The sequence below is a fragment of the Lysinibacillus sp. NPDC097162 genome (genome assembly GCF_044762185.1).
Classification (GTDB): domain Bacteria; phylum Bacillota; class Bacilli; order Bacillales_A; family Planococcaceae; genus Lysinibacillus.
This window is the reverse complement of record NZ_JBIWDT010000001.1, coordinates 1,407,018-1,431,128: the sequence shown is the minus strand read 5'-3', so window position 1 is coordinate 1,431,128 and position 24,111 is coordinate 1,407,018. Positions and strand designations below refer to the sequence as shown.

The window sequence follows — 24,111 nt, the reverse complement described above, 5'->3', positions numbered from 1 at the left end:
AGAAGCTAAGGACTGATATAAACCAATCCCTAGTTTTATAATCCAGTAGTTTAATATGAATATTGATCAATTTCAGCTAGTAATGATGAGCCTGATTGCCCTTCATTAGCTGTGATTCGGTCGAGTTGGTGTCTAGGAGAATCTTTAAAGGCTACGCCAAATTTAACGGTAGGTGCTAAATCAAACCCTACTTCTAAAGCTACTTTCTCAACAGTTGCATTAGTCTGACCGTATGGATAAGCAAGTGTTTGCGTATTTCCAATCCCTATGTTGTTTTTAATAGCATTATAGGAGGCTTGTAAATCTGCTTTAATACGAGCTTCATATTGTGTTTGTGTTTCATTGTAGTACGGTGCTGAAAGTAAACTTTGACTAGCGGGACCAGTAACTCCATCATGCTTTTTGTGAAGATCATGTGTATGGCTTTGGATATCAATTAGACCAGAATTTTTCATCATTTGAGCTTGATTCCAATCAAAATGCTTTAAAGAACCAGGAGTTTGTCCCATTTGACTTGAAACGACAAACATTGTTGCTTTCATCCCATACTGTTGAAGTACTGGGAAAGCTTCTGTGTAGTTATTTTCATAGCCATCATCAAATGTAATAATAATTGGCTTATCAACCCCTGAAGGTAAATTGCCAGTAGTTTTATATGTCAAATACTCATCAAACGAAATACCATCAAACCCTGCATTTTTTAAGGCAGCAATTTGCTCTGCAAATTGTGAAGTCGGCATCTCTGCTCCAGAACCAGTTCCAGTAGGTGCAGTTGAACTAATGCTGTGATACATAATAATCGGAAATTTAAAAGTATCATGCACAATACCTACAACATAGTTAGGTGAACCATCCCAATTCACTTCTGTATTATTAAAACCTTGAGAGAACGTTCTAGTTGGAACCATTGTTCTCCCACCTTTTATATAAGGGGCTTGTGGCAGTGTAAATGGAACACCATTTTTGTAAGCTGTTTTACTTCCAACAATTACTTTAATAACTGTTCCATCATTATCTGTAATTGTACTTTCCTTTGTTGTCCCGTTATATACAACTGTTGCACCCATAGAGGGGATAATTTGCGAAATTGGAACCATAGTTGTTCCATTTAAAAGCTCTGGTGCAGAATCGGATGTAAAAGTAATTTGTTTACCATTTACATAAACATCTGGAGAAGAAGCAGTTCCTGCAAAAGCTTTTTCTGTAGATCCTAAAACACCAAAACTAATCGCTAAAGCAAGAGAAGAAGAAAAGATTTTTTTACTCATTCCTTTAATCCCTTTTTGGAAATCATTAGTTTTCAAAAGATTTTTCGGCATTATTTGTAGTACACTCCTTTTTTTATCCATAATTTCCTATCTCGCTGGCATATACCCGTTAAAGGTGCAAGCCAAACCGAAATCCTTTTTCTTCACTCCTATTACACCCAAGAAAGGGGGTTATTAGTACTACTGTTAATAAGAACTATATTAATATTATTATATTATAATTTATATTTCACTATTTTTTTGTTACTTATAGAAATTACCTCATTTTAAATAAACTACCATTTTTCCTTTATATAGTTGTATTCAGTAATTTCGAATGAAACTAATAAATTGTCGTCTAATAAAATGAGCAGGGATTAATGCTAATTATTTGCATATCAAAATTGTACATAAGTCCAAACCTCTTCAAAGCTGAAGTTCAGTTTATTGCAAAAAAGCCGCTTCCCTTTAAGGAAACGGCTTTATCGATGCCTATAAACGCTTTGTGATTGGAAAAATGAGTGTATATTACAGTCATTTAACAAAAGCTAACTGTTGAAAAAGCATTTACTGCAGTAGAGAAGAACAAATTTGGGTAGTTTATAAGTGAAGGGGAAATTAATCCATTCTAATTTGCTTGGATTTGAAAAATTATAATACAGAATGCTTTACAAAAAGGGGACCGTACATGGAAATTTTAATCTCAATATTATTTCTACTTGTTTTATTATTAGTTACAAATGTGCTCGCACATTATATTCCTTTCATTCCAATTGCTCTTATTCAAATAGCAGTTGGCATTGTCGTTGCTTTAGTAACAAAAGATTTCACCTTTGAGATTGAATCAGAATGGTTTTTACTATTGTTTATTGCTCCGTTACTTTATTATGATGGGGCACATTTTCCTCGTGAACAATTATGGAAAATGAGGTTACCTATATTAGGTAACGCAATTGTTTTAGTATTATTAACTACTATTATTGGTGGTTTATTTGTGCACTGGATGATTCCTTCAATACCATTAGCTGCTGCATTTGCATTAATGGCTATTTTATCGCCAACTGACCCAGTCGCGGTCAATGGTATCGCCAAAAGAGTCCACATTCCAGACCATATAATGAATTTGGTTCGTGGCGAATCTTTAATTAACGATGCATCGGGGTTAATTGCGTTTAAATATGCTGTTGCAGCAATTGTAACAGGGTATTTTTCAATAAAATCAGCAACAATTGACTTTATGTATATGTTCTTTGTAGGCGCACTTATTGGGATATTCGGTGCATTATTTCTGTTTTGGATACGCCTTCAATTACGGCGCATAGGAATTATAGATGTAACATTTTACGTACTGCTACAAGTACTAGCACCCTTTATTTTATTTTTTCTATCCGAAGAAGTATTTCACGCATCGGGTGTTATAGCTGTCGTTGCAGGGGGAATTATTGCAACCATTATTAAAGAAAAAGCAGTAAGTATTATTGCACAGGAACATTTAGTAACACAGCATTTTTGGTCAATGTTAACATTCACATTAAATGGAATTATTTTTATTTTACTAGGATTGATGCTACCTACTGCAACAAAACTTATACTCGTCAGTGAAGAAATTAACAATAGTATACTCATTTTATATGTATTGGTTATTGGTTTTCTGGTGTTAGGTATCCGCTTTATTTGGACGATGTTTTTCGATCTACTGGATAAAAAACTATTTAAAAGTGAAGATACTTTAACATTTAAAGATCATATCGTGACAACACTTGTTGGGGTTCGAGGAACAATCACGATGGTAGGGATTTTATCGATACCATTACTAACCAATCAAGGGGAACTATTTCCTGAGCGGCAATTACTTCTCTTCTTAGCAGCAGGTGTCATTTTATTTACCTTGGTAATGGCTACTTTATTTTTACCTTTTTTAAACAAACAGGAAGCATCACAACAATCCAATTTAATGAATGAAAAACGAAAGATGATTGAACATGCAATTCAAAGTATTCAACTTGAAACAGATGAGGAAAATGCTCCAGTTGCTTTAAGTTTAATAAATCAATATAACGCCATGCTATTAAATATTGAGCTAGAACAATCAGAGGCAGTACTTCAAACTTACAAGCAAAAAATACTGGAAGCTAGGAAAGTTGGGATGGAATTAGAAATATTTTATACACATCAATATATGACTGAGCACGGATTTAATCAAACAATCCAACATGAAATAAACTATATTCTTAAAGAAAGAAAAGATATGTTGAATAACCGTTCATTTACTTTATTAAAACGTCGTTTGCGTAATTTTTCACATGAACGCAAGTTGAGCAAACTACCTATCGATATTGTAGAACAAATAAATAATGTAAAAAAAGATTTAACGGATTATGTATCATCTTCAATTGTAAGGCATGTGCAAGAAACGAATGAACATGCTTTAGATATTGCGCAAAAAGTGGCGATGTACTATCGTCACCCACAATATGCTACTAATAAATTGGATTCTTCCAAACAGGAGGAACTAAAAGAATACTTAGCTTTAATAGCAATTGAAACACAACGAAGCCTTATAAATGAATGGTATCAAGCTGGAAATATTAATAATGAAGTGGCAAAAGAATTAAGAAGATTTGTTATTAATCTAGAAAGTGTTATTTTACTTGAAGAAGAAGAGTAGAACGTGAATGCGTAGGTTCATTCTTCTTCGGAATAAATAGTTATATTCAAGTTACAACACCAGCTATTATTAAAATCAAAAAACTATGGAAGTGAAAATTTTTGCTTGTAAAGTGAAATGATTGATTATATTATTTATATTAAATAATTGCATAAGGCGACATGACTATGGACGTCATGTTAGCGAATTAACAAAGCAAATGTTTAAATGCAGCGCCTCCTAGCATCTTAGGAGCTCTGCATTTTTTTTATTTTATTTAGGAGTGAGAAGATGGATAAAAGAATTTACCTACTTGCGATTATTACTTTTATAGTAGGTCTAGTTGAATTAGTTATTGGAGGATTGCTTCCACTTATAGCTGAAGATTTGAATATTTCATATGGCCAAGTAGGATTGTTAATCTCAATGTTTTCGTTAAGTTTTGCAATATCAGGACCCATTTTATTGTCTTTAACCTCAAAGATGGAGCGCAAAAGGTTATTTCTAATTGTCTTGTTCATTTTCTTTGTGACGAATATGATAATTGTGTTGAGTGATTTGTATGTTTTCCTTATGGCAGCAAGAATTTTATCTGCTATGTGTGCGTCGCTCCTTGTTTCGTTGTGCATCACAATTGCTTCTCAAATAAGCGATGATTCGCATACAGCAAGAGCAATTGGCCTTGTATTAATGGGGGTTAGTGCTTCTCTCGTTTTTGGAGTTCCGTTTAGTTTATGGTTGGGAAGCGAATTAGGTTGGAGAGCACCATTTTTATTTATTGCCATTTTGACATTGTTGCTTATGTTAATAGTATTTTTCGCATTGGGAAAAATTGAGCCAAATAAGAAATTGCCTTTAAAAGCACAAGTAAAAGCGATAAAGGATAGAAAAATTTTACTTATTCATTCAATCTCTATCGTGTTTTTCACAGGTCACATGACTCTATATGCTTATTTAACACCATTTCTACAGTCAACACTAAATCTATCAGAGAAATCTCTTAGCCTTATGTATTTAATCATTGGTTTATTCTCGATATTTGGAAGTTTATTAGGTGGTTATTTTACAGATCGTATTAGTGCAAAACGGACTATTATTTCAGTATTGTCCTTATTTACAATAACTATTATTGCGATACCACTACTGAAATTTTCCGTTGTTCTATTCATTGGGGCAATATTATTATGGAGTTTGCTAAGTTGGTCACTGCAACCTGCTATTCAAAGCTATATCGTTTCTTCTGCATCTTCTACATCCGATATCCATCAAAGCTTAAATAATTCTGGTGCTCATATTGGGATGGCTATAGGCTCCACAATCGGGGGAACTATTATAGACTCATATTATGTTGAATTAAATGCAATAATCGGTGGTACAATTACTTGCATTGCAATAGTCATCTCTATAATAACCTTTAAAATGCAAAGAAAATTAGAGTAATTGGAGTAGGTTAATCAAAAATACTATATACAGTAAATTTTGTACAATACTGGCAAGAAAAAAAGAATGCAATCATAAATAGATATAAATAAAACTAGTCCCCTAAAAATGGAGGCTAGTTTTATTTTTTATGGAATAAGCTAATTGTGCACTTTAGTTCAAGCAGACATTTTCATTTTTACAATTGAATATATTTTGAATTAGAAAGCTAATATTTAAATTGTGGGGGAGATTGTATAAACACTTCAGAAGCTAAGAATAAAGGGGATTTAAAAATTTCCATCGTCATACCCGCCCTAACTTCCAGCAGAAAGTTTGATAAACATGGTGACTGGGTTTTACTTAGACGTCCGAAAATGATTCTAGCCTATCTTAAAGGAACAGACCAAAAATATGCGGATGAAGCATATTATGAAAATCAAGACAGATAAAAGGGAACAGCTTGTATAAAATCTATATAAATAAATTGGCACGTTAATCGAAGAAGGATTAACGCTTTTTTTGTTGAAGTTATCAAAAGAAATAAGTCTGGCAGATTGTTATACCTAACGATAAAGGAGGAGAGGAATAAATGGTTAAACATTTAATTATCGGCGACGTAACACAAGAACTAACTTCTACGCGTCGCATTTTGGAACGCTTGCCCGAGGAGCATATGTCATGGCGGCCACACGAAAAATCGATGACGCTCGGCGGGCTAGCCACACACCTGATCAACCTATTAAATTGGCAAATTGCAATATTTCAGTACCAGGACTTTGATCTCGCTACAGTACCGCTACGGCGAGAGGCTTTAGAAAAACGCTCTGACATTCTGGATGAGTTTGATATGAACGTCGGCAAGCTTGAAAAGTTACTGTCCGAATGCGACGAAAAAACGCTTGGCGAAGAATGGACACTGCGCCATGGTGATTATATCATCCAACGAGAGCCAAGAGCGATTGCGTTCCGGACCTTTGGTATAAGCCATATGGTCCACCATCGTGCGCAGCTTGGGGTATACTTACGCCTACTCGATATTCCGGTGCCAGGTTTCTACGGCCCTTCAGCAGACGAGGAAGCCCAATGAACTTGTAGAATAGCTATTCAATAAAAGGTAGTCAAAAATAAAAATAAATACACCCCCTTACTTGATGTAGTAAGGGGGTTAATAGCGTTGAATTTAGTATAATTAGATACCTTTCATCTGTTTTATTGTGTGTCAGCTCATGTTATAATGAGGAGCTTAAGATAATTAAGACTTTTTTATTTGAACGGATGCCAAAAGAAGCCTCCGCAGAACGATAAAGTATGGAGGTGTATGAGAATGAATAAACGTTGGACGATTGGTGAAATTAAAAAATTTGTTGAAAACAATTCGGAAAGTAAGTTGCTAACGACGGAGTATCTCGGATTTTCTCAAAAGTTACTATTCAAATGTGCATGTGGTAATAACTTTGAAAAAACATTTGCGAAATTTAAAAATAAAAACCAAACAAAATGTGAAGAATGCCAACCTATAAAAGAATCACGCTAAACGTAGTGCCGATTTTTATTTTAAAATAATTGGCGTTATTTATATTAGTTTGATTTAAATCACCTTATTCCTATAGTTACTTTATAGATAAGGTGATTTTTTGGATATTTATTACTGAGTAGATTTTGATAATATTTGTGAAGAAGTCATTCCTTATTAAACTAATGAGTTGAGTTAGTTCAATAATAAGAATTAACTTACCGGGTTGTTAACTTATCAGGCAATGAGGAAGCATCAAAACATGTAAAATTGGATTTACCAGAAACAGACGTATGTAGTATTAATCTTGTCAATCAAATACATGTTGTTAAAAAAGGACTGTTAGTGCATGCTAACAGTCCTTTTAACTTAGCCTTTAGTTCAAAAGCTTTGAATAACCGAAGAAATAATTCAAAAAAAACCGGCAAAATAATTGCCGGTTTTAGGAGCTTAAACTTATTTTGAATTATTTTCGTTTGCATAACGACCAGAAGCATATTTTTTGTTCGTTTCTGCTTGTTGGTTTTGTTGTTTCACATGGTTTACATCCGTTTCAGTCCCAAATTCCACATCCATTGATTTCATCGAGTTCGTTGAACCAGAAGCATATTTTTTCTTCGCTTCTGCTTGTTGATTTTGTTGTTTTACATGATTTACATCTGTCTTATATTGATTATTGTTAGCCATTGAAAATCACCTCCTGCAACTAGTCTGTACAGAAGATGATTTAGTATCCTTAATTTATTTTAGAAAAGATTAACAAATCTCATTCAGGAAAAGTAACTTTGATAACTAAACGACGACCATCTAGATATAAGATATTTCACTTTATATAAAAATATAGCAATTTTTTGGGAAACTTGACTTATTTTTTATGAATTTATCTAAATATATTGTATTCATTTTAAATCTTTTTTAAAATGGAAGCGAATTCACATTTAAGTGCATGCACATTTGTTAATTAACATGAATTTCTTACTTTTAAGGAGGCATATTAATTATGAAAGCAGCAGTCGTAACAAAAGAAAAAAGTGTAAGTGTGGAAGAGAAACAACTTAGACCATTAAAACATGGTGAAGCATTAGTGCAAACAGAATTTTGTGGTGTATGTCATACAGATTTACACGTAAAAAATGCTGATTTTGGTGATGTAACAGGAATCGTTCTAGGACACGAAGGTATTGGTAAAGTTATTGAAGTAGCTGAAGGCGTTACTTCTCTAAAAGTTGGTGACCGTGTATCAATCGCTTGGATGTATGAAAGCTGCGGACACTGTGAATACTGCACGACAGGTCGCGAAACACTATGTCGTGACGTAAAAAATGCAGGTTACACAGTAGATGGCGCTATGGCTGAGCAAGTTATCGTATCAGCTGATTATGCTGTAAAAGTCCCTGATAATTTAGATCCAGCAGCCGCTTCTTCTGTAACTTGTGCAGGCGTTACAACTTACAAAGCTGTGAAAGTATCAAATATCCGTCCTGGGCAATGGATCGGGGTATTTGGTATTGGCGGTCTAGGTAACTTAGCTGTCCAATACGCTAAAAATGTTTACGGTGCAAAAGTAGTTGCATTCGATATAAATGATGATAAGTTAGCGTTTGCTAAAGAAGTAGGTGCAGACGTTGTCGTAAACTTATTAAATGAAGACCCAATTGCAAAAGCGAAAGAGCTGACAAATGGTAGAGGTTTAGATGCTTCAGTAATTACAGCTGTAGCTAAAACGCCATTCAACCAAGCGATTGATGTTGTAAAAGCTGGCGCACGCGTTGTCGCTGTTGGTTTACCTGTAGATACTATGGATTTGAATATCCCACGTTTAGTTCTAGACGGTATTCAAGTAATTGGCACATTAGTTGGAACACGCCAAGACTTACAAGAAGCATTCCAATTTGCAGCAGAAGGTAAAGTAGTACCGAAAGTAACATTACGTAAAATCGAAGAAATTAATGAAATTATGGAAGAAATGGAACAAGGTAAAATTACAGGCCGCATGGTTATTGACTTTACAAAATAAATGAATTGTTCATTGCAAGACAAGTGTAAATTAAATTTACACTTGTCTTTTTATTGTTATGGATATTTTATGTAAGGTAAGTAAGCTTGTAATCAGATAACACTACACGCCAAATAAATTCGTTTACTTAAAATATATACCTTTATCATATAAAAATCGTGATACTAATATTTTATGTTTAGTTGAAATCGAGAAAATTACATTAGGCTGTTAGTTCTTTATCAAATTATCTATTAACATGTATTTAATTGACCACGTAAAAACTATTTATATTTATTTACATTAGATATACCATTAAGTACTATTATGTTATACGATATATCGTATAACATAATAGTTTATAGAATGAAAGAAGGTTTGTAACCGATGGCATATAATGGGGGACCGATGACAGAAGCAATGTATTATGTATTACTAGCATTAATGCGTCCTAACCACGGGTATCAGCTAATGCATTCCATTACAGAAGTTTCGAATGGCCGATTAAAAATGGGACCGGGGACACTTTACGGTGTACTCTCCCGAATGCAAAAAGACGGTCTTATTTCATTAGCGGAAGATGATGGCAGAAGGAAGACCTATCAAATTACAACAGAAGGAGAGCAAGCGCTGCGTTTCGAGTACAGTCGATTAAAAGCGTTGATAAAAGATAGCACCATTTTAGAGGAAGGTGATGATCATGAATAAAATCGTCCGTAAACTTCGACCTAGTGATTATTGGCGCATCGGTGAACATGAATCTTGGTTTTCAGACATGGCAGCAATGGGGTTCCATCTAAAAAAGATGGGGTTACATTTCGCCCATTTTGGTAAAGGTGAACCGAAAAAAATGAGGTTCAGAATAGATGTATCCATAAATAAGAAGATTACGCCAGAACAAATACAGATGTATGAGGAAAGTGGATGGGATTATGTAACAAGCTATAATTTTTTTCACGTATATTCTTCACCCGTTGAACTCAATGCACCAGAACTACATACAGATCCCGCTGAGCAATCGTACACATTAAAGGAACTGGATAAGAAATTAGCGATGAATGCATGTATAGCTACTGGTGCCATGATCTTAATGATCGGTATGTTGTGTGCTATTTGGTTTCTTGATGGAACACCTACGCTCATTTTGGTTCAAGGATTGGCTATTCAACAAACTATTGTAACCGCCTTTATCGGATATACGACCTATAATGCGCTACAAGCAGCTTTTTCCATTCGTGCTTTGCGAAAAAATCTTATTGAAGGAAAACCGATTGATCATCATGCCCCTTGGAAAAAGCACTACCGATTAAATTCAACTTTAGCTTTCCTCATTACAGTAGTTATTGGATTGAGTGCAATACTTCCATTGTTACAGCTTGTAAAAGGGGAGACGAAAACATTGCCCAAAGAAAATGTAGATTTACCCATTGTCAGATTAGCAGATATCGAGAAGAATCCTGCATTAATTCGAGGAGAAACTTCATATATGAGAGATGGTGTTGATTGGGAAAACCGATATACATATAATTGGGGTCCATTAGCACCGATGCAATATGATACAGATGAAAGTGGAATCGTTCCCGGAGAAATGTGGGAAGACGGGAGTGGTGAATATTCACCAAGTATTCATACGAAGGTTTATCAGTTGAGCATATCGGCTCTAACGGATAATCTGATCGCTGATTTAATAAAAAGATATAGGTATGGGGATAGTCATGAGAATTTTGTTGAAATAAATCATCCACAATTGGATCTATTGATTGTTCATGAGGAAGGGGCTTCAAAAGAAGTGTTTGCTTCTAATGGTAAAGCCGTTATATATGTTCGTTACTATGGATATGCAGAAATAAATTCAATAATAGAAAATCTAATAGAGAAGATTCATTTAATATCAGAATAAAAATTAATTCGACCTGTAGTAGACAGATTCAAACTCAATCTGGTCATAGCTCTAGCAATAGCAAATGCGGTTCTAAAGTAACGTCAAACAAGTTAGTTTGATGAAATCTTCAAAAAGGCTTAGCAGATTTTTCTAAGCCTTTTATTACTCTCTAGCTTCATTTCCATATTCTCAAGCATTTCATACATGGACAACATCCTCAATCGGCAAGATCAAATAAGGAATAGCCCCACTCAGCACTCTTTGTTTGTCCGCAATCTTGAATTAAATCCACATAGCACTTTTCATATTTGATTTGCCACGCCCCATTTGCACATTTCCTCTAATATTGGCATTAAACTCTTTCCTTTTGGCGTTAAGGAGTATTCTACTTTTGGAGGAATTTGCGGGTATTCCTCTCTGTAAACAATTCCAGAATCCTCTAGTTCTCTTAACTGAGAACTCAACATTTTGTGAGTGATAGCTGGAATTTTCCGCTTTAACTCTCCATAACGTAAAATCGTATCGGAGGATAATTCATACATGATTTTCATTTTCCATTTGCCACCGATTAACGATAATGTGAAGTCAAAAGGTTTTTGTTTGTTGTGTCTCGTGAAATTATTACTTAATTCTGGCAAAAACATTACTCTCCTTTAAGTAAGTACCTAACAAAAAAGTGCATACTAGTTTTATTTGTATTCGAGTATAAAATTTAAGATGGAATTATGAGTAGTTTTGAAGTCTATAATAATTCTATTATAGAATCGACATATTACTTAATCAAATATAGTTGAAGGTGGATGAATAGATGTCTAAAGAACAGAAACTTATATTTAATACAAATGATTTGAGCGAGGATGAGATGTATAAATTGTTAATTGGCTCTGTTATACCAAGACCGATTGCATGGGTTTCATCCAAAAGTAAGGATGGTATTTTAAATTTAGCACCTTTCAGCTTTTTTACAGTTGCTTCTCGAAATCCACCAACACTTTTAATTTCAATAGGACCAGGTGTAAATGAACGAGAGGGAAGCATTAAGGATACATTAACGAACATTCGTGATGTAAAGGAATATATAATTAATATGGTACCTGAGCAGCTTGGGGAAGCGATGTATCGTTCATCCGCTAGTGTAGAGCCAGAGAAAAATGAATTTGAGCTTGCTGGTGTAACTGTCCAGAATGGTAAAGTGTTGAATGTACCGGCCGTGCTAGAAGCCCCAATCTCGATAGAACTTAAGTTAGCCCAAATTATTCCTGTCGGTGGCGATTATTTAGTGCTTGGAAAAGTTGAATGTGTCCAAATAGACGAAGCAATCTATGCAGGAAACTATAAAATAGCTATCGATAAGTGGAAGCCGCTTGCTAGTTTGGCAGGAGACTTTGCCGGACTGATGCCTTCATTTTCATATGGACAAAACTTTCGGTAATGCTTTTTTCGCTAATATCTATTAGAAAGAAGGAGTTTTGAAAATGAGTATGGTAACTTATATTGGGTTAAACTTTCCAGTAAAACTTTATGAGTTTTATAAAGAGGATGAAGTTGAAATTAATTATGTTTTCTCAGACGAAGAACATCGGAATGTAGTTAAGCAGAAGCATTTTTCTACGCCCTATATTTATGAAGTTTTTGAAAAAAGCAAAACTATTTGGCAAATAAATGAATATCAAAAGATTCATTCAACACATAACTATGAAAAATCAAAAAAGACTTTTCAACATTTATGTCTTTTCCTAAAAGAGTTGCTTCCACAAGGTGATTATTGTGAAATCTATATTTGTTGGTTGGGCGAAGAAGGTGCAGAGCGTGAGGATTATTTAAAAATTGATTTAAACAATCTACAAATTGAAACAATAGAGATTTTAGAAAAATGCTTCATTAGAATAGAAAACTAACAACTTTAAAAAAATTGCCACTACTTTTTCGAACTTATTAAACTAAAGGCGTTCTCAAAAAAAATTTTCAAATTGAGTAATTATCTATTGCAAATCAAAACATTAAATCATAATATAAGTATATAGTTATATACTGATAAATCACCTTTTTTTAACGAGGTGATTTTATTTAAACTAATATATAAGCAAATGATTATGTAAGGGGTGCAGATAATTGGAAAACACACTAATTGAAAAACAATTAAAAGCAGCAGCTGATTTGAACCGTATTAAATTACTTGCATGTATGAAAAATGGGGAGGTATGTGTATGTGATTTTGTGGATGTTTTAGGCATATCACAGCCAGCAGTTAGTCAGCATCTACGCAAATTAAAGGAGGCAGGCATTATTACGGAACGAAAAGTAGGGACTAGGAAACATTACCGTTTAGTAGAGGAACAAACGCCATTAATGAAGGGCATTTTAGAACAAATTCAGCCTTTAAACGGCTGCAACTGTAGCACAGATTGTAGCCATGTAGGGGGAACTGATAATGAGTAATGAATCTTTAACCAAACAGCTTTCTTTTCTAGATCGTTACCTTACCCTTTGGATATTTGTTGCGATGGGTATTGGTGTTTTATTGAGTATTACGATGCCCAATATTGGAGAAGCACTAGAGTCCATGTCTATCGGTACAACATCGGTACCGATTGCTATAGGGTTAATTGTCATGATGTATCCGCCTTTAGCGAAAGTTAAGTATGAAGAAATGTGGCGAGTATTTAAGGATTGGAAGGTTCTTTTACTATCACTTTTTCAAAACTGGTTGCTCGGACCTTTTTTAATGTTCTTTTTAGCTATTATCTTTCTTCATGATTATCCAGAATATATGGCTGGACTCATTATGATTGGTTTAGCTCGTTGTATTGCCATGGTCATTGTATGGAATGATTTAGCACGTGGAGACCGTGAATATGTAGCTGGTCTAGTTGCCTTTAACTCTATCTTTCAAATTTTAACATATTCAATATTTGCTTACTTTTTCTTAAATGTATTTCCTGGCTGGTTTGGTTTAGAGAATTTCCATGTCTCCATTTCCATGTGGGAGATTACAAAGAGCGTACTTATTTATTTAGGCATTCCATTTGCAGCAGGGTTCTTCTCTCGTTGGATAGGGATTAAGACGAAAGGGAAACAGTGGTATGAAGAAAAGTTCTTACCGAAGATTTCACCACTGACTTTAATTGCACTGCTGTTCACGATAGTGATGATGTTTGCCCTAAAGGGTGAGCAATTAGTCGAATTGCCACTTGATGTAGTTCGAATCGCAATTCCGTTATTTATATACTTTATTGTGATGTTTGCTGTTTCATTTTTCTCTTCACGTAAAGCTGGCGCATCTTATCCTGTTACAGCAGCTTTGTCTTTTACAGCCGCTAGTAACAATTTTGAGTTAGCTATCGCCGTAGCAGTTGGCGTGTTTGGCCTTCATAGTGGGGTGGCATTCGCTGCTGTTATTGGTCCACTTGTAGAAGTACCTGTTCTTATAGGACTTGTTTGGGTTGCCTTACGTTGGCAACAAAAATACTTTAAAACTAATAAATTATAAGGAGCAATCCTTATAAACTTTTAAATAAATGTATATCTATGCTATTTATATAAGGAAATGCTTATATAATAATAAAAGAGGAGAAGTTATTTATGAAATCAATAAAAGTAATCAATCAAAGTGGATCTTGTTGTACGCCCGCTACCGATATGGAGGTACAGAAGGGCATAAATAAATCCAATAATACTTTACCCATTGTAATAATTGGCGCAGGCCCAATTGGTTTAGCTACAGCAGCTCATCTAGTAGAACAAAAGCAATCATTCATTTTATTAGAGGCAGGGCAGGAAATAGCACATAATATTCGTAGTTGGGGGCATGTTACGTTATTTTCTCCATGGCGATATAACATCAATAAAGCTGCAAAAGCTTTATTAGAGCATTCTGATTGGGTACAACCTAATTTAGATAAGTTACCTACGGGACATGAATTAATTGATCTGTATTTAAAACCTTTGGCAGAGTTAGGACAAATTAAGCCTAATATTCAATTAAACGCAAAAGTAGTAGGGATTTCACGACAATTTAATGACAAGATGAAGACAAAAGACCGAGTAAATCAATCCTTTAATGTTTATGTTGAAAAAGAGGACGACATCAAAGTCATAGAGGCGAGAGCTGTCATAGATGCGACAGGTACTTGGGGCAATCCAAACCCAGCAAATTCTACAGGAATATGGCTACAAAATGAAAAAGCATTAGCAAATCACATTGAGTATAGTATTCCAGATATAAATTCGAATTGTAAGAGATATGCCAATAAGAAGATTGCTGTTATTGGCGGTGGTCATTCAGCGATCAATACGTTATTGACACTTGCAGAATTACAAAAAGAAAATCCTTCAACAAAGTTAGTATGGATTTTGCGAAAAAATTTTGTAGAAGACGCTTATGGTGGCGAAGGTAAAGATGCATTAGCAGCACGAGGCGCACTCGGTTTCCGTATTCATGAATTAGTAGATACAGGTAAAGTTGAGGTAGTAACACCTTTCTATATTTCTCAGGTTAAAAAAGAAGAAAAAATTAATATTATTGGTACTTTAAAAGGTAAACAGAACGTATTAACAGGATTCGATGAGCTTATTGTCAATACAGGTAATCGTCCTAATTTTTCAATAAACAGTGAACTGCGCCTATCTATTGATTCAGCCACTGAAAGTGTGCAAGCATTAGCACCACTAATTGACCCTAATGAGCATAGTTGTGGAACAGTAAGAGCACATGGAGAAGAAATACTAAGACAACCAGAAAAAGGCTTCTATATTGTCGGTGCAAAAAGCTATGGCCGCGCACCAACATTTTTAATGGCAACGGGCTATGAACAAGTCCGTTCAATAACATCTTACTTATCTGGCGATGAGGAAGCATCTAAACGTGTGGAATTGGATCTTCCGGAAACAGGCGTATGTAGTATTAATCTTGCCAATCAATCAAATACATGTTGTTAATGAATCGACTGTTAGCAAAAGCTCACAGTGCTTTTTAGAACAACAAGAGGGAAATGTGATGGTAGGGGATGAAAGACGTCATGCAATAATAGAGAGGTAGATTAGATTGCCTTCACCAGTCCCTACACGCGCTGTTGGATAATTTAATAAGGATTAAATATAGGAGGTTGTTAAATGAGTTTTTGTTCATTGTAATGAATAGGGGATAACATAGGGGGCACATTCTTAACGAGATAGGTATGTACAATTCAGCCACTAATATAGTGTAAAAAAAAACTGAAGTCAAAGTCAAATATCTTTGGTTTTGACTTCAGTCTACAATTTGAATTATGCAGGCTATTATATGTAATATCTAGTGACCGAAGCAGTAGTAAATTGTTGTAGTGTAGCTTGTCATTCATCTATCAAAGAGCGAATGTAGTAGTTTATTGTCATCTTCAACTGTTGAAAAATCATTTTCTTTCCAACGTTTTAATATATCTATATATGTTTCACTATGAAAAAAGACGGCTTTCTCTTCTTCAGCTATCTGTATTAAATTATCAATTCTTTGCGCTGTTATCTCTATTGAACCTTCATTTGCATGTGTATCGAGCTTTTGGTACGTCATCTTTAGCATCACTTCTTGTACTAGACGCTCATTAAACGTTTTATCTCCACTTTTCCAATCATCAAGCATTGCGGCATGAACACCATCTACCCAAGATAAATCTCGAGTCTTTGATGTAATAGATTCTTCTCTATTATCTTCGGCAATGTCTGAATCTTTCTCTTTATCATTTTTATTAATAACCCAAAATATACTTACACTTAATACTACAACTACAAATAGAAGACTCCATTTATAGCTTTTTTTCAATTCTAATCACCTCTATGTACAAGTTTCTCATAACAATTATCCCAAATTTATTGTGGTCAAACAAGCGAAAAGTCTCCTACTTACGTAGGAGACGAAGGTGTTTTTATTTAGTTCTATTAACGCTCGAAAGCATTTGTCGATGCGATATCTATTAGGTATTTGTAGTTTGCATCGGCATATATTTTTGCTATAACTCATACAAGTATACCTTTCTTATTACGATAAAGACGACCGTTCATGCCACTAATCCTCGAATCTTCCCAGAAGCCAGGACGATGGACAGCAACCTCAACCCAAGCCTGAAACTGATTCGCTTCTTCTAAAATTAATTCAACATAACCTTGAATCATTACATCTTCTCCTGGCTGACCTCTTAGTGATACGGCAACGTAGTTTCCACTATTTCTTGCACAAACAAAAAGCTTTGTTCTTTTGCCCTGTGATGTGATTACGCTATTTTCATAACATACCAAAATATATCTCCTCCAAATGTAATATTTTTGTTGCTTTATTGACGAACGAAAGCATTAGTGGATGCTATACCAATTAGATATTTGTAATTTGCATCAGAATATATTTTTACAATAACTCGCACTATGCTCTTTCCAGGATAGTAAGGATGGAAAATCCTTGCGGTTTTGTCTTTAATAGTAGAATCTTTCCATAACCCTTCATTTTGGGAAGAAACCTCAACCCAAGCGTCATACTGATTCGCTTCTTCTAAAACTAATTGAACATAACCTCGAATCACTACATCTTCTCCTGGTTGACCTCTTAGTGATACGTCAACATTGATTCCATTGTTTCTTGCACAAACAAAAAGCTTTGCTCTTTTGCCCTGTGACGTGTTTACGCTATTTTCATAACATGTCATTATTTTGTCTCCTCCTAGATTGTTATATTGTGATTTGTAGTTCGAACTAACAATTTATAAAGGTACATTCGTTTAAAAAAAACAACTTATGAACCAAAAATTTTTTAGTAAAAGGAAATACCTTCAGTGTCGGACGATATAAAATATGGCAAGTTGAATTTTTTGAATTACAAAATTACGCTTAATAAGCGTAAACATAACGTTGGTTGCGCTTATTTATTATTGACAAACAATAAGTTTTCTGTGAAAGCATGATAAATTTGCAGTGCATCGCTTTTGGAGAACGACTAGTTAATTTAGAATTAAGAAAATATTCACATGCTATGCAACTAATTGCTATATAAAATACTCTAACGATATGTAAAGGGAGAAGAGGTGTTAAAAATGGAATATGCATTACTAGTTACAAAAGCGCAAAAAGGAGATGGGGAGGCGTTTATTCAGTTAATAAAGCAATACGAAATGATTCTTTATCGTACGGCAAAGGCATTCGGTCTACAAGATGAAGATATAGCAGATTAATTGCAAGAGACCGTATTAACTGCATTTGAAAAAATAGCTACTTTAAAAGAGGCGCAATATTTTAATACATGGATTTGCCGCATCTTATTGAACAATTGTTATCGCTTTATGAAGCAGCATAAGCAGGTAATGTCACTTGATACAGAAACATTAAATGAATTGGCTCATCATGATTGTTTACCCATTGAGTTAGAAGATGCATTAAACAGCTTAGAAGCAAATTATCGTATTGCATTAACACTTTATTATGTTAACGGTTTAACAACTAAGGAAATTAGTGAATTACTACATGAACCAGAAGGTACAATTAAATCCAGAATTTCGAGGGCAAAACAGTTTTTAAAAAACGACTATTATTTAGAGGAGGCGCAATTGCTATGAAAAACAGTATCGAGGAACGCTTACAGCACGAATTGAATAAAGAGCAAGAGTTACCACAATCAGTGCGAATAGCTTTTGATCAATCCTATGAACAGATTCGTCAGCAATCAAAGAAAAAAACTAAAAATTCTTGGCTTAAACCTGTAACAGCCGCAGTAGCAACAATTGCACTAGCTACTGCTGTAATGTTTTCAAATGATAAAGTTCTAGCAAAATTACAATCCTTTTTCGGATTAAATGATCCTGGGATAGAGATAGCGAGTGATCATGGCGATGTGCAATATGTGGCACAATCACAGCAATCAGAAGATGTTACTATTACACTGGAGCATTTTTTTGCTGATGCATATCGATTAGCTATGCAGTTAAATATCGAATCGGATCATATACAAATGGAAGACTTGTACGATATGAACATAGAATATCGCCTTTATAACGAACAAGGTGAAGTAATAGATGCTTTCGTATCCGATACGAAACCAAAAGTAGGGCCAGGAATTTTTAGTAGTGGCGAGTTTAAATTGAGTAATGTAAATAAACATGCTGCAACATTAGAAATGCTGATAGAGTCTAGTACAAAAGCTGTTCCTTCTTTAGATGGTGCGAAAATAGTCATTGAAACGGTCAATTTTTCAACCAAACAAGAGGGTATCATTTCAGTGGACGGAGAATGGGCATTTGATTTAAAGCCTGCGACAGTTGAATCTCAAGTCTTTGTTGCAGAAAATGAGGTGGCAGGTCTTGAGTTACAGCAAGCTACATTAACTAACGGTTCGTTGCATATATCCTTAAAAATCAGCCAAAATATTGAAGATGAAAATTACATTATGGATACAAAACTATTAACTGACAATAAAGAAGCGTTCTATGCAAATGCTGCAAATGTTGAACGCACGAACGATTATACAATTATTAATTTAGTATTTCCTTATAGTATATGGAAAAAACAAAAAACTCTTTTGTTATCTGTAAATGGTTACGAAAAATTGAAATTAGTGGAGAAAGAATAAGCTAGTATTCAAATCCTTCATCAAGCCTTATAAATTTGGAAATGGATAAATGGTATCATACATCTGTCTATCAAATTATTTATAGTCAGTAGGGTTGCGAATCCTAAAATTAAAAAGGTAATATTCACAAACAAAACATGCCCATAATCATAATTTAACGAACTTAATAGTCTCTCTGTAAATTTTACATTTGAATAGTAGCTTATTGTTATAATTAAAAGGCTATTATTTCGCGCTGTGAGAGCGATTGAGATGGGTAAGAGTACGTAGAACTGAATCTCGATGCGTTTTATCGCGTTGTTATTATTGTTAAAATTAAGCATGAAATTAAAATTCTGTAAATAGACGCTGACATGAATCTACGGAAAACCGAAAAGGCATTAAATTCTTGTCCAAATTCACATTCAAAAAAATCGAGACAAACTTGTTATATTTTAATAAGAAATAGTAGTTGATGGATAAGAACAATCTCAGTGGGATAAAATATTTGTGAACTTAAAAAGTTCAAATTTCAAGGATTGGGAGGACTAAATATGTCATCTGAAATGGGAGAAATACCTCGTACTGCTCGAGACATTAACGACGGAATTGTACATTTTGGTGGGCAAGCTGAGAGTGTTTTTAGTTCATTAGCTGAACAAGCACGACTTTCAATACAAAAGAAAGCAGACGACCTAGCTGCACAGTACCTTGATAATAAACCTAATCCAGACTATTATGAATGTGTTGAAAGTGTAGCAGAGGGAGTTTTGACAGCAGGGAACGAAATAAAGGCTAGCAGTGGTTCTTGGGGAGAATCGGTAGATGCAGCACTTGAGGCTGGGGTTGGAACTACCGCAGCAAAAATAGCTTGTAAAAGAATATCGATGGCTGAACATTAATTTTTGAAAAGCGTAGGCGTAACATGCTTATGCTTTTTGCTATTTATTGATTTCTTTTATCCTCTCCGCATAGCAATAAATTTGCATAAAAAACGCAGCTAATAGATAGCCACGCTTGATAGTGTAATAAACGTTAACTCATCAAATTGTGAACGTGAGCTTCAATGGATATAAGTTGATCTTTGTTAATTTTACTATGAGGTTGTGGTTGAAACCATTGAACTTCATTATCATGAAAGATTCCTCTATAGTCATTCCCCTCAATGTTTATTTTAAATTGAAAACGTTCGTGAATGTGACCTTCAAACAACGGTGTAATTACCTCAAAATTTTGTAGCATAATGACAATCTCCTTTCTTCTTTTTTGTTGAATTTTTAGTATTCCCTGAACTAATTTGCTTATGTCCTCATATTAGAAACGTAAAATTAAATAAAAAGGCGAAGTAAGATTAGAATTTCATAAGAGTAAAACAACAAAGTATATCTTTTAGTTCATAACTTAAAAGATACATACATATATGAAGTTGTAGGAGCATTAATTATATCTTATTATACATTAAAGAGTAATAATGGTATTTTATAAATAGATAGACTTTTCACGCAATTAAAAAAAGTAGGAGGTTTCATTATGATATCTTTTTCTAAACCAGATGTAGAACAGTTTTTACGAACATTTTCGATTGGTGATTTTGCGGTTAGTCCAGATGAAAAACAACTAGTTTTCAGTACAAACTTAAGTGGCAAGTATAATTTATGGGCCATGAATTTACCAAATACGTTCCCGACGCAGCTTACTTTTATTGACCAAAGCTGTCATGGCCTTCTCTATGATAAACAAGGGCGATTCATCATTGCTGGTTTTGACCATAATGGGGATGAAAATACGCAATTTTATGGACTTCCACTTCAAGGTGGGACAATGAAGAAAATTATTTATGAAGAAGGAACTCGCAATGTTGGACCAATTTTATCAGAAGATGGGACCAAGCTATATTATACTTCTTCGAAAGACAATCCAACGTATTTAAATGCATATGTCTATGACTTGGTGACTAGTGAGGAAGAAACCGTTCTTGTCGGAAAAGATGCGCCCACTTTTTTACTCGATTTTAGTCCGAATGAAGAGGTAGCCCTCTACTATAAACATTTTGCTAATACGTATACACTCCTATACGCCAAACGAGGAGAGGAACATATTCTTCTGACACCGCTAACAGATCAACAACATACGGTCAGTGACGCAGTTTTTGTATCCGATGAGCTCATCTATTTATTAACGAATTACGATGCTGATTTTACGTATTTGGCTTCGTATAATTTAGAGACAAATGAGTTTGTAAAATTGAAAGATTTAGAGAATGAAAGCTTTACTACGTTGAAATATAACAAAGAAAAGCATTGCCTGTATTTAATCAGTGAAAAAGGAGTAGAAGATCATTTATACATGCATGATTTGCTTTCGGATAATTGGGAAGAACTAGATTCACCATGCAGTGTCATTGAAAAACTGATAGTCACAAAATCCGGTAATTTGTATTTATTAGGAAGAGGGGCTACAAAGCCGCATAATATTTATCAACTGAAGAAAAATGGTTGGACATCTTTAACGGAATACACAGTTCCAGGTGTAGATCAAAGCGAATTAGTTGAACCAGATGTGATCACTTATTCTTCCTTTGATGGACTTGAAATAGAGTCCTTATTTTTCAAAGCTAAAAAGGAAAATGATAATGGTGAAATCATCTTTTGGCCACATGGTGGTCCGCAAGCTGCAGAGCGTAAATTTTTTAGAGCTTCCTTCCAATTCTTTTTAAATCATGGGTATAGCATCTTTGCTCCAAATTTCCGTGGTTCTACAGGCTATGGATTGGCTTTCATGAAAATGGTAGAAGGAGATTGGGGACACGGTCCACGTCTTGATAATGTAGCTGGACTCGACTGGCTCATAGAAAATGGATACGCGGAAAAAGGCAATATTTTATTGATGGGGGGAAGTTATGGAGGTTACATGGCGTTATTGCTTCACGGTAGACATGCTGATTATTTCAAAGCCGTAGTGGATATATTTGGTCCATCTGATTTGTTCTCATTTATCAACTCGGTTCCTGAAGACTGGAAGCCAGTTATGGATCAATGGGTAGGAAACCCTGAAAGAGACAAGCAAAAACTTATTGAATACTCACCATTTACGTATCTAGAAACTATGGTGAAACCAATGCTAGTTATCCAAGGAGCGAATGACCCCCGTGTTGTGAAAGAGGAATCTGATCAAATCGTGCAAGCTTTAAAAGAAAAAGGTCGTGATGTCGAGTACATGCTTCTTGAAGACGAAGGACATGGGTTCTCTAAAAAAGAAAATGAAATTGCTGTTTATCAAAAAATCCTCTCATTTTTGAATCAATTCGTTGAATCTAAAGTGAAAGCGTAATGATGCGTTCATTGGAAAAAAGAACCCTCGATTGAGAAGATACAAAGAGATTTAAAAAATCTTTCTTTAAGTAATGGTTGGAAGTTAATGAAAAAGACTAGGTTCTACAATCGTAGGACCTAGTCTCAATTGAAAGTTTATTATTACTTAATATGTGAGCTAATAAGAATAAGTGTAATTCCCGTAAATAGGCAAATGATTCTCGTCACAGGAATTTTATCAGCTAGTCCAAATAATGCAATTGCAGTCGTTACGATTAAAACTGTTGGACCAACCAATGCAAGCATTGTATTAATATAGAAAGCTTTTTCTAAACTATTATACTTTAGCATTAAAAATCCAGCACTTACTTCAATACTCCCAGATAATACGCGTAAAATAACCATAGCAAGAATAGATTTTTCAATAATCGTCATCATCCTATCTTTATAAGTAATTTTCGCTTATATTTTAATTCCATCATTAGAAATAATTATAGACTTCTGTTTTAATGAAATATTAACATCAATATATGTATGATTCTAATCAAATAGAATCAGTTTTATATATCCATTTTCTGCTTTTAAAAATACATATAATAAAACCTAAAGATTTATGGGGATTTTTAAAATATGGAGACCTACAAGTATATCAATTGAACAAAAAATATGTTTTCGAAAATTATATTTTTAGCGATTTTTTTAACAACTTAACTGTGATGAGCTAAAAAGTTGATAAGGAGTATTTCTCCTTATCAACTTTTTTCGTGTGCCGGGCATGTCTGCAATCTATCGAGTGCAAGTATTAAACCGAGCTTATTAGCAAAGGCATAAGGCATTCGTGGTGAAGCTAAATCTGAAGGTTTACATTCGGGAGCTTAATAATATGATTTATTACTTTCAATAGTGCAAAATGTTACATAAAAAACGTGTTCTAAAATTTTCACTTCAAGCCATGTTACTGATTGTGAGTATATATATCTTTCCTTGGTGTTTACTCCAAGGTTTATAATTTAAACTGAATATACAAATTATACGAGGTGAATAGTTATGAATATTAAACAAGCTGCTGAAATGTTTGAATTAACAGTGGATACTTTACGTTACTATGAAAGAGTTGGCGTTATTCCGTCTGTTCATCGTAATGAGAACGGCTATCGCGATTATACTACGAGTGATTTGAACTGGATTTATTTAGCTAAAAATCTGCGTAATGCTGGGCTGTCAATTGAGTCTTTAATCGAGTTTGCGACTTTGGCTCAATTTCGAGAAACGCAAAATGTTGAAGAAGCTCAAAAACAAATATTGAGGGATCAATTGAAAGAGTTGGACGAAAAATTAGCTAAAATGAATCAAGTACGAGATTTACTGGTCTATAAAATTGAAACTTATGATGAACATATCGCTAAATTTAAGACTGGAGAAATGAATTCCGAAAACGTGGAAAAACTATGGGAGAAAAAGTGATTAAATCGCTTGCTATGGAGTCAACTCCAAAGTTTATAGTTAACAATGTAATCAAAAATAGTTGTT

At 34.3% G+C, this 24,111-nt stretch carries 26 protein-coding genes and 1 pseudogene; 19 read left to right on the top strand and 8 right to left on the bottom strand.

Going from position 1 to position 24,111, the window contains the following annotated elements:
- Positions 1-50 precede the first annotated feature (50 nt).
- Positions 51-1,268, bottom strand: coding sequence for a polysaccharide deacetylase family protein (locus ACIQXW_RS07185; RefSeq protein WP_402760753.1), 1,218 nt, complete (start codon positions 1,266-1,268; stop codon positions 51-53).
- Between the two features lie 667 nt (positions 1,269-1,935).
- On the opposite strand from ACIQXW_RS07185, the gene ACIQXW_RS07180 reads away from it, so the two are divergent.
- From ACIQXW_RS07180 to ACIQXW_RS07160, 5 genes and pseudogenes are all read left to right on the top strand, one after another.
- Complete coding sequence (locus ACIQXW_RS07180; protein WP_402760751.1) at positions 1,936-3,915, top strand: Na+/H+ antiporter; 1,980 nt, start codon at positions 1,936-1,938, stop codon at positions 3,913-3,915.
- Positions 3,916-4,185: 270 nt separating this feature from the next.
- Complete coding sequence (locus tag ACIQXW_RS07175; RefSeq protein ID WP_402760750.1) at positions 4,186-5,334, top strand: MFS transporter; 1,149 nt, start codon at positions 4,186-4,188, stop codon at positions 5,332-5,334.
- A 296-nt stretch (positions 5,335-5,630) separates the two neighbouring features.
- Positions 5,631-5,765: pseudogene (locus tag ACIQXW_RS07170) on the top strand (glycosyl transferase family 2); the annotation flags it as partial.
- 140 nt (positions 5,766-5,905) lie between these two features.
- Positions 5,906-6,403: a DinB family protein gene (locus tag ACIQXW_RS07165; RefSeq protein ID WP_402760748.1), complete on the top strand. Its 498-nt coding sequence runs from the start codon at positions 5,906-5,908 to the stop codon at positions 6,401-6,403.
- A 237-nt stretch (positions 6,404-6,640) separates the two neighbouring features.
- On the top strand, positions 6,641-6,850 hold the full coding sequence (locus ACIQXW_RS07160; RefSeq protein ID WP_340824623.1) for a hypothetical protein: 210 nt from the start codon (positions 6,641-6,643) through the stop codon (positions 6,848-6,850).
- 435 nt (positions 6,851-7,285) lie between these two features.
- Here ACIQXW_RS07160 and ACIQXW_RS07155 read toward each other — a convergent pair whose 3' ends face one another.
- Complete coding sequence (locus ACIQXW_RS07155; protein WP_340824624.1) at positions 7,286-7,516, bottom strand: gamma-type small acid-soluble spore protein; 231 nt, start codon at positions 7,514-7,516, stop codon at positions 7,286-7,288.
- Positions 7,517-7,829: 313 nt separating this feature from the next.
- Here ACIQXW_RS07155 and adhP point away from each other — a divergent pair, with 313 nt between their 5' ends.
- From adhP to ACIQXW_RS07140, 3 genes are all read left to right on the top strand, one after another.
- A complete protein-coding gene (gene adhP / locus ACIQXW_RS07150) occupies positions 7,830-8,846 on the top strand; it encodes an alcohol dehydrogenase AdhP (protein ID WP_340824626.1) in 1,017 nt (338 codons plus the stop codon).
- 366 nt (positions 8,847-9,212) lie between these two features.
- On the top strand, positions 9,213-9,533 hold the full coding sequence (locus tag ACIQXW_RS07145) for a PadR family transcriptional regulator (protein ID WP_402760745.1): 321 nt from the start codon (positions 9,213-9,215) through the stop codon (positions 9,531-9,533).
- The gene (locus ACIQXW_RS07140) at positions 9,526-10,725 is read left to right on the top strand and encodes a DUF2812 domain-containing protein (RefSeq protein WP_402760744.1); all 1,200 of its coding nucleotides are present in this window, start codon (positions 9,526-9,528) and stop codon (positions 10,723-10,725) included. Before ACIQXW_RS07145 ends, ACIQXW_RS07140 begins: the two co-directional genes overlap by 8 nt.
- 284 nt (positions 10,726-11,009) lie before the next feature.
- Here ACIQXW_RS07140 and ACIQXW_RS07135 read toward each other — a convergent pair whose 3' ends face one another.
- Positions 11,010-11,351: a winged helix-turn-helix transcriptional regulator gene (locus tag ACIQXW_RS07135; RefSeq protein ID WP_402760742.1), complete on the bottom strand. Its 342-nt coding sequence runs from the start codon at positions 11,349-11,351 to the stop codon at positions 11,010-11,012.
- Between the two features lie 164 nt (positions 11,352-11,515).
- Between ACIQXW_RS07135 and ACIQXW_RS07130 the strand changes: the two genes are divergently transcribed.
- The 5 genes from ACIQXW_RS07130 to ACIQXW_RS07110 all read left to right on the top strand — a co-directional run bounded on the left by ACIQXW_RS07130 (position 11,516) and on the right by ACIQXW_RS07110 (position 15,645).
- Complete coding sequence (locus tag ACIQXW_RS07130; protein WP_340824632.1) at positions 11,516-12,139, top strand: flavin reductase family protein; 624 nt, start codon at positions 11,516-11,518, stop codon at positions 12,137-12,139.
- Positions 12,140-12,182: 43 nt separating this feature from the next.
- Complete coding sequence (locus tag ACIQXW_RS07125) at positions 12,183-12,605, top strand: hypothetical protein (protein ID WP_402760740.1); 423 nt, start codon at positions 12,183-12,185, stop codon at positions 12,603-12,605.
- 214 nt (positions 12,606-12,819) lie between these two features.
- The gene (locus ACIQXW_RS07120; protein ID WP_402760738.1) at positions 12,820-13,146 is read left to right on the top strand and encodes an ArsR/SmtB family transcription factor; all 327 of its coding nucleotides are present in this window, start codon (positions 12,820-12,822) and stop codon (positions 13,144-13,146) included.
- Positions 13,139-14,197 (top strand): ACR3 family arsenite efflux transporter, encoded by a 1,059-nt coding sequence (gene arsB, locus ACIQXW_RS07115; protein ID WP_402760736.1) that lies wholly within the window; start codon positions 13,139-13,141, stop codon positions 14,195-14,197. Before ACIQXW_RS07120 ends, arsB begins: the two co-directional genes overlap by 8 nt.
- 92 nt (positions 14,198-14,289) lie before the next feature.
- On the top strand, positions 14,290-15,645 hold the full coding sequence (locus tag ACIQXW_RS07110; protein WP_402760734.1) for an FAD-dependent oxidoreductase: 1,356 nt from the start codon (positions 14,290-14,292) through the stop codon (positions 15,643-15,645).
- Positions 15,646-16,042: 397 nt separating this feature from the next.
- On the opposite strand, the gene ACIQXW_RS07105 is transcribed toward ACIQXW_RS07110, so the two are convergent.
- From ACIQXW_RS07105 to ACIQXW_RS07095, 3 genes are all read right to left on the bottom strand, one after another.
- Positions 16,043-16,504, bottom strand: a complete 462-nt coding sequence (locus ACIQXW_RS07105; RefSeq protein WP_402760732.1) for a DUF6241 domain-containing protein — start codon at positions 16,502-16,504, stop codon at positions 16,043-16,045.
- A 194-nt stretch (positions 16,505-16,698) separates the two neighbouring features.
- Positions 16,699-16,977, bottom strand: a complete 279-nt coding sequence (locus ACIQXW_RS07100) for a hypothetical protein (protein WP_402760730.1) — start codon at positions 16,975-16,977, stop codon at positions 16,699-16,701.
- A 35-nt stretch (positions 16,978-17,012) separates the two neighbouring features.
- Positions 17,013-17,378 (bottom strand): hypothetical protein, encoded by a 366-nt coding sequence (locus ACIQXW_RS07095; RefSeq protein ID WP_340824646.1) that lies wholly within the window; start codon positions 17,376-17,378, stop codon positions 17,013-17,015.
- A 384-nt stretch (positions 17,379-17,762) separates the two neighbouring features.
- Here ACIQXW_RS07095 and ACIQXW_RS07090 point away from each other — a divergent pair, with 384 nt between their 5' ends.
- The 4 genes from ACIQXW_RS07090 (at position 17,763) to ACIQXW_RS07075 (ending at position 20,172) form a co-directional block, all read left to right on the top strand.
- A complete protein-coding gene (locus ACIQXW_RS07090; protein WP_402760728.1) occupies positions 17,763-17,900 on the top strand; it encodes a hypothetical protein in 138 nt (45 codons plus the stop codon).
- A complete protein-coding gene (locus ACIQXW_RS07085; RefSeq protein WP_402760726.1) occupies positions 17,901-18,281 on the top strand; it encodes a sigma-70 family RNA polymerase sigma factor in 381 nt (126 codons plus the stop codon).
- Entirely contained in the window at positions 18,278-19,291 is a 1,014-nt protein-coding gene (locus ACIQXW_RS07080; protein ID WP_402760724.1) for a DUF4179 domain-containing protein, read from the top strand. Before ACIQXW_RS07085 ends, ACIQXW_RS07080 begins: the two co-directional genes overlap by 4 nt.
- Before the next feature lie 533 nt (positions 19,292-19,824).
- Complete coding sequence (locus ACIQXW_RS07075; RefSeq protein WP_340824650.1) at positions 19,825-20,172, top strand: hypothetical protein; 348 nt, start codon at positions 19,825-19,827, stop codon at positions 20,170-20,172.
- Positions 20,173-20,305: 133 nt separating this feature from the next.
- On the opposite strand, the gene ACIQXW_RS07070 is transcribed toward ACIQXW_RS07075, so the two are convergent.
- On the bottom strand, positions 20,306-20,512 hold the full coding sequence (locus ACIQXW_RS07070) for a hypothetical protein (protein ID WP_402760722.1): 207 nt from the start codon (positions 20,510-20,512) through the stop codon (positions 20,306-20,308).
- A gap of 288 nt (positions 20,513-20,800) precedes the next feature.
- Between ACIQXW_RS07070 and ACIQXW_RS07065 the strand changes: the two genes are divergently transcribed.
- Positions 20,801-22,600, top strand: a complete 1,800-nt coding sequence (locus ACIQXW_RS07065; protein ID WP_402760720.1) for a S9 family peptidase — start codon at positions 20,801-20,803, stop codon at positions 22,598-22,600.
- Positions 22,601-22,743: 143 nt separating this feature from the next.
- Here the strand turns inward: ACIQXW_RS07065 and ACIQXW_RS07060 are convergent, their stop codons facing one another.
- Positions 22,744-23,019, bottom strand: a complete 276-nt coding sequence (locus ACIQXW_RS07060) for a YqhV family protein (RefSeq protein ID WP_402760718.1) — start codon at positions 23,017-23,019, stop codon at positions 22,744-22,746.
- A gap of 609 nt (positions 23,020-23,628) precedes the next feature.
- On the opposite strand from ACIQXW_RS07060, the gene ACIQXW_RS07055 reads away from it, so the two are divergent.
- Positions 23,629-24,045, top strand: coding sequence for a MerR family transcriptional regulator (locus ACIQXW_RS07055; protein ID WP_402760716.1), 417 nt, complete (start codon positions 23,629-23,631; stop codon positions 24,043-24,045).
- Positions 24,046-24,111: the final 66 nt, after the last annotated feature.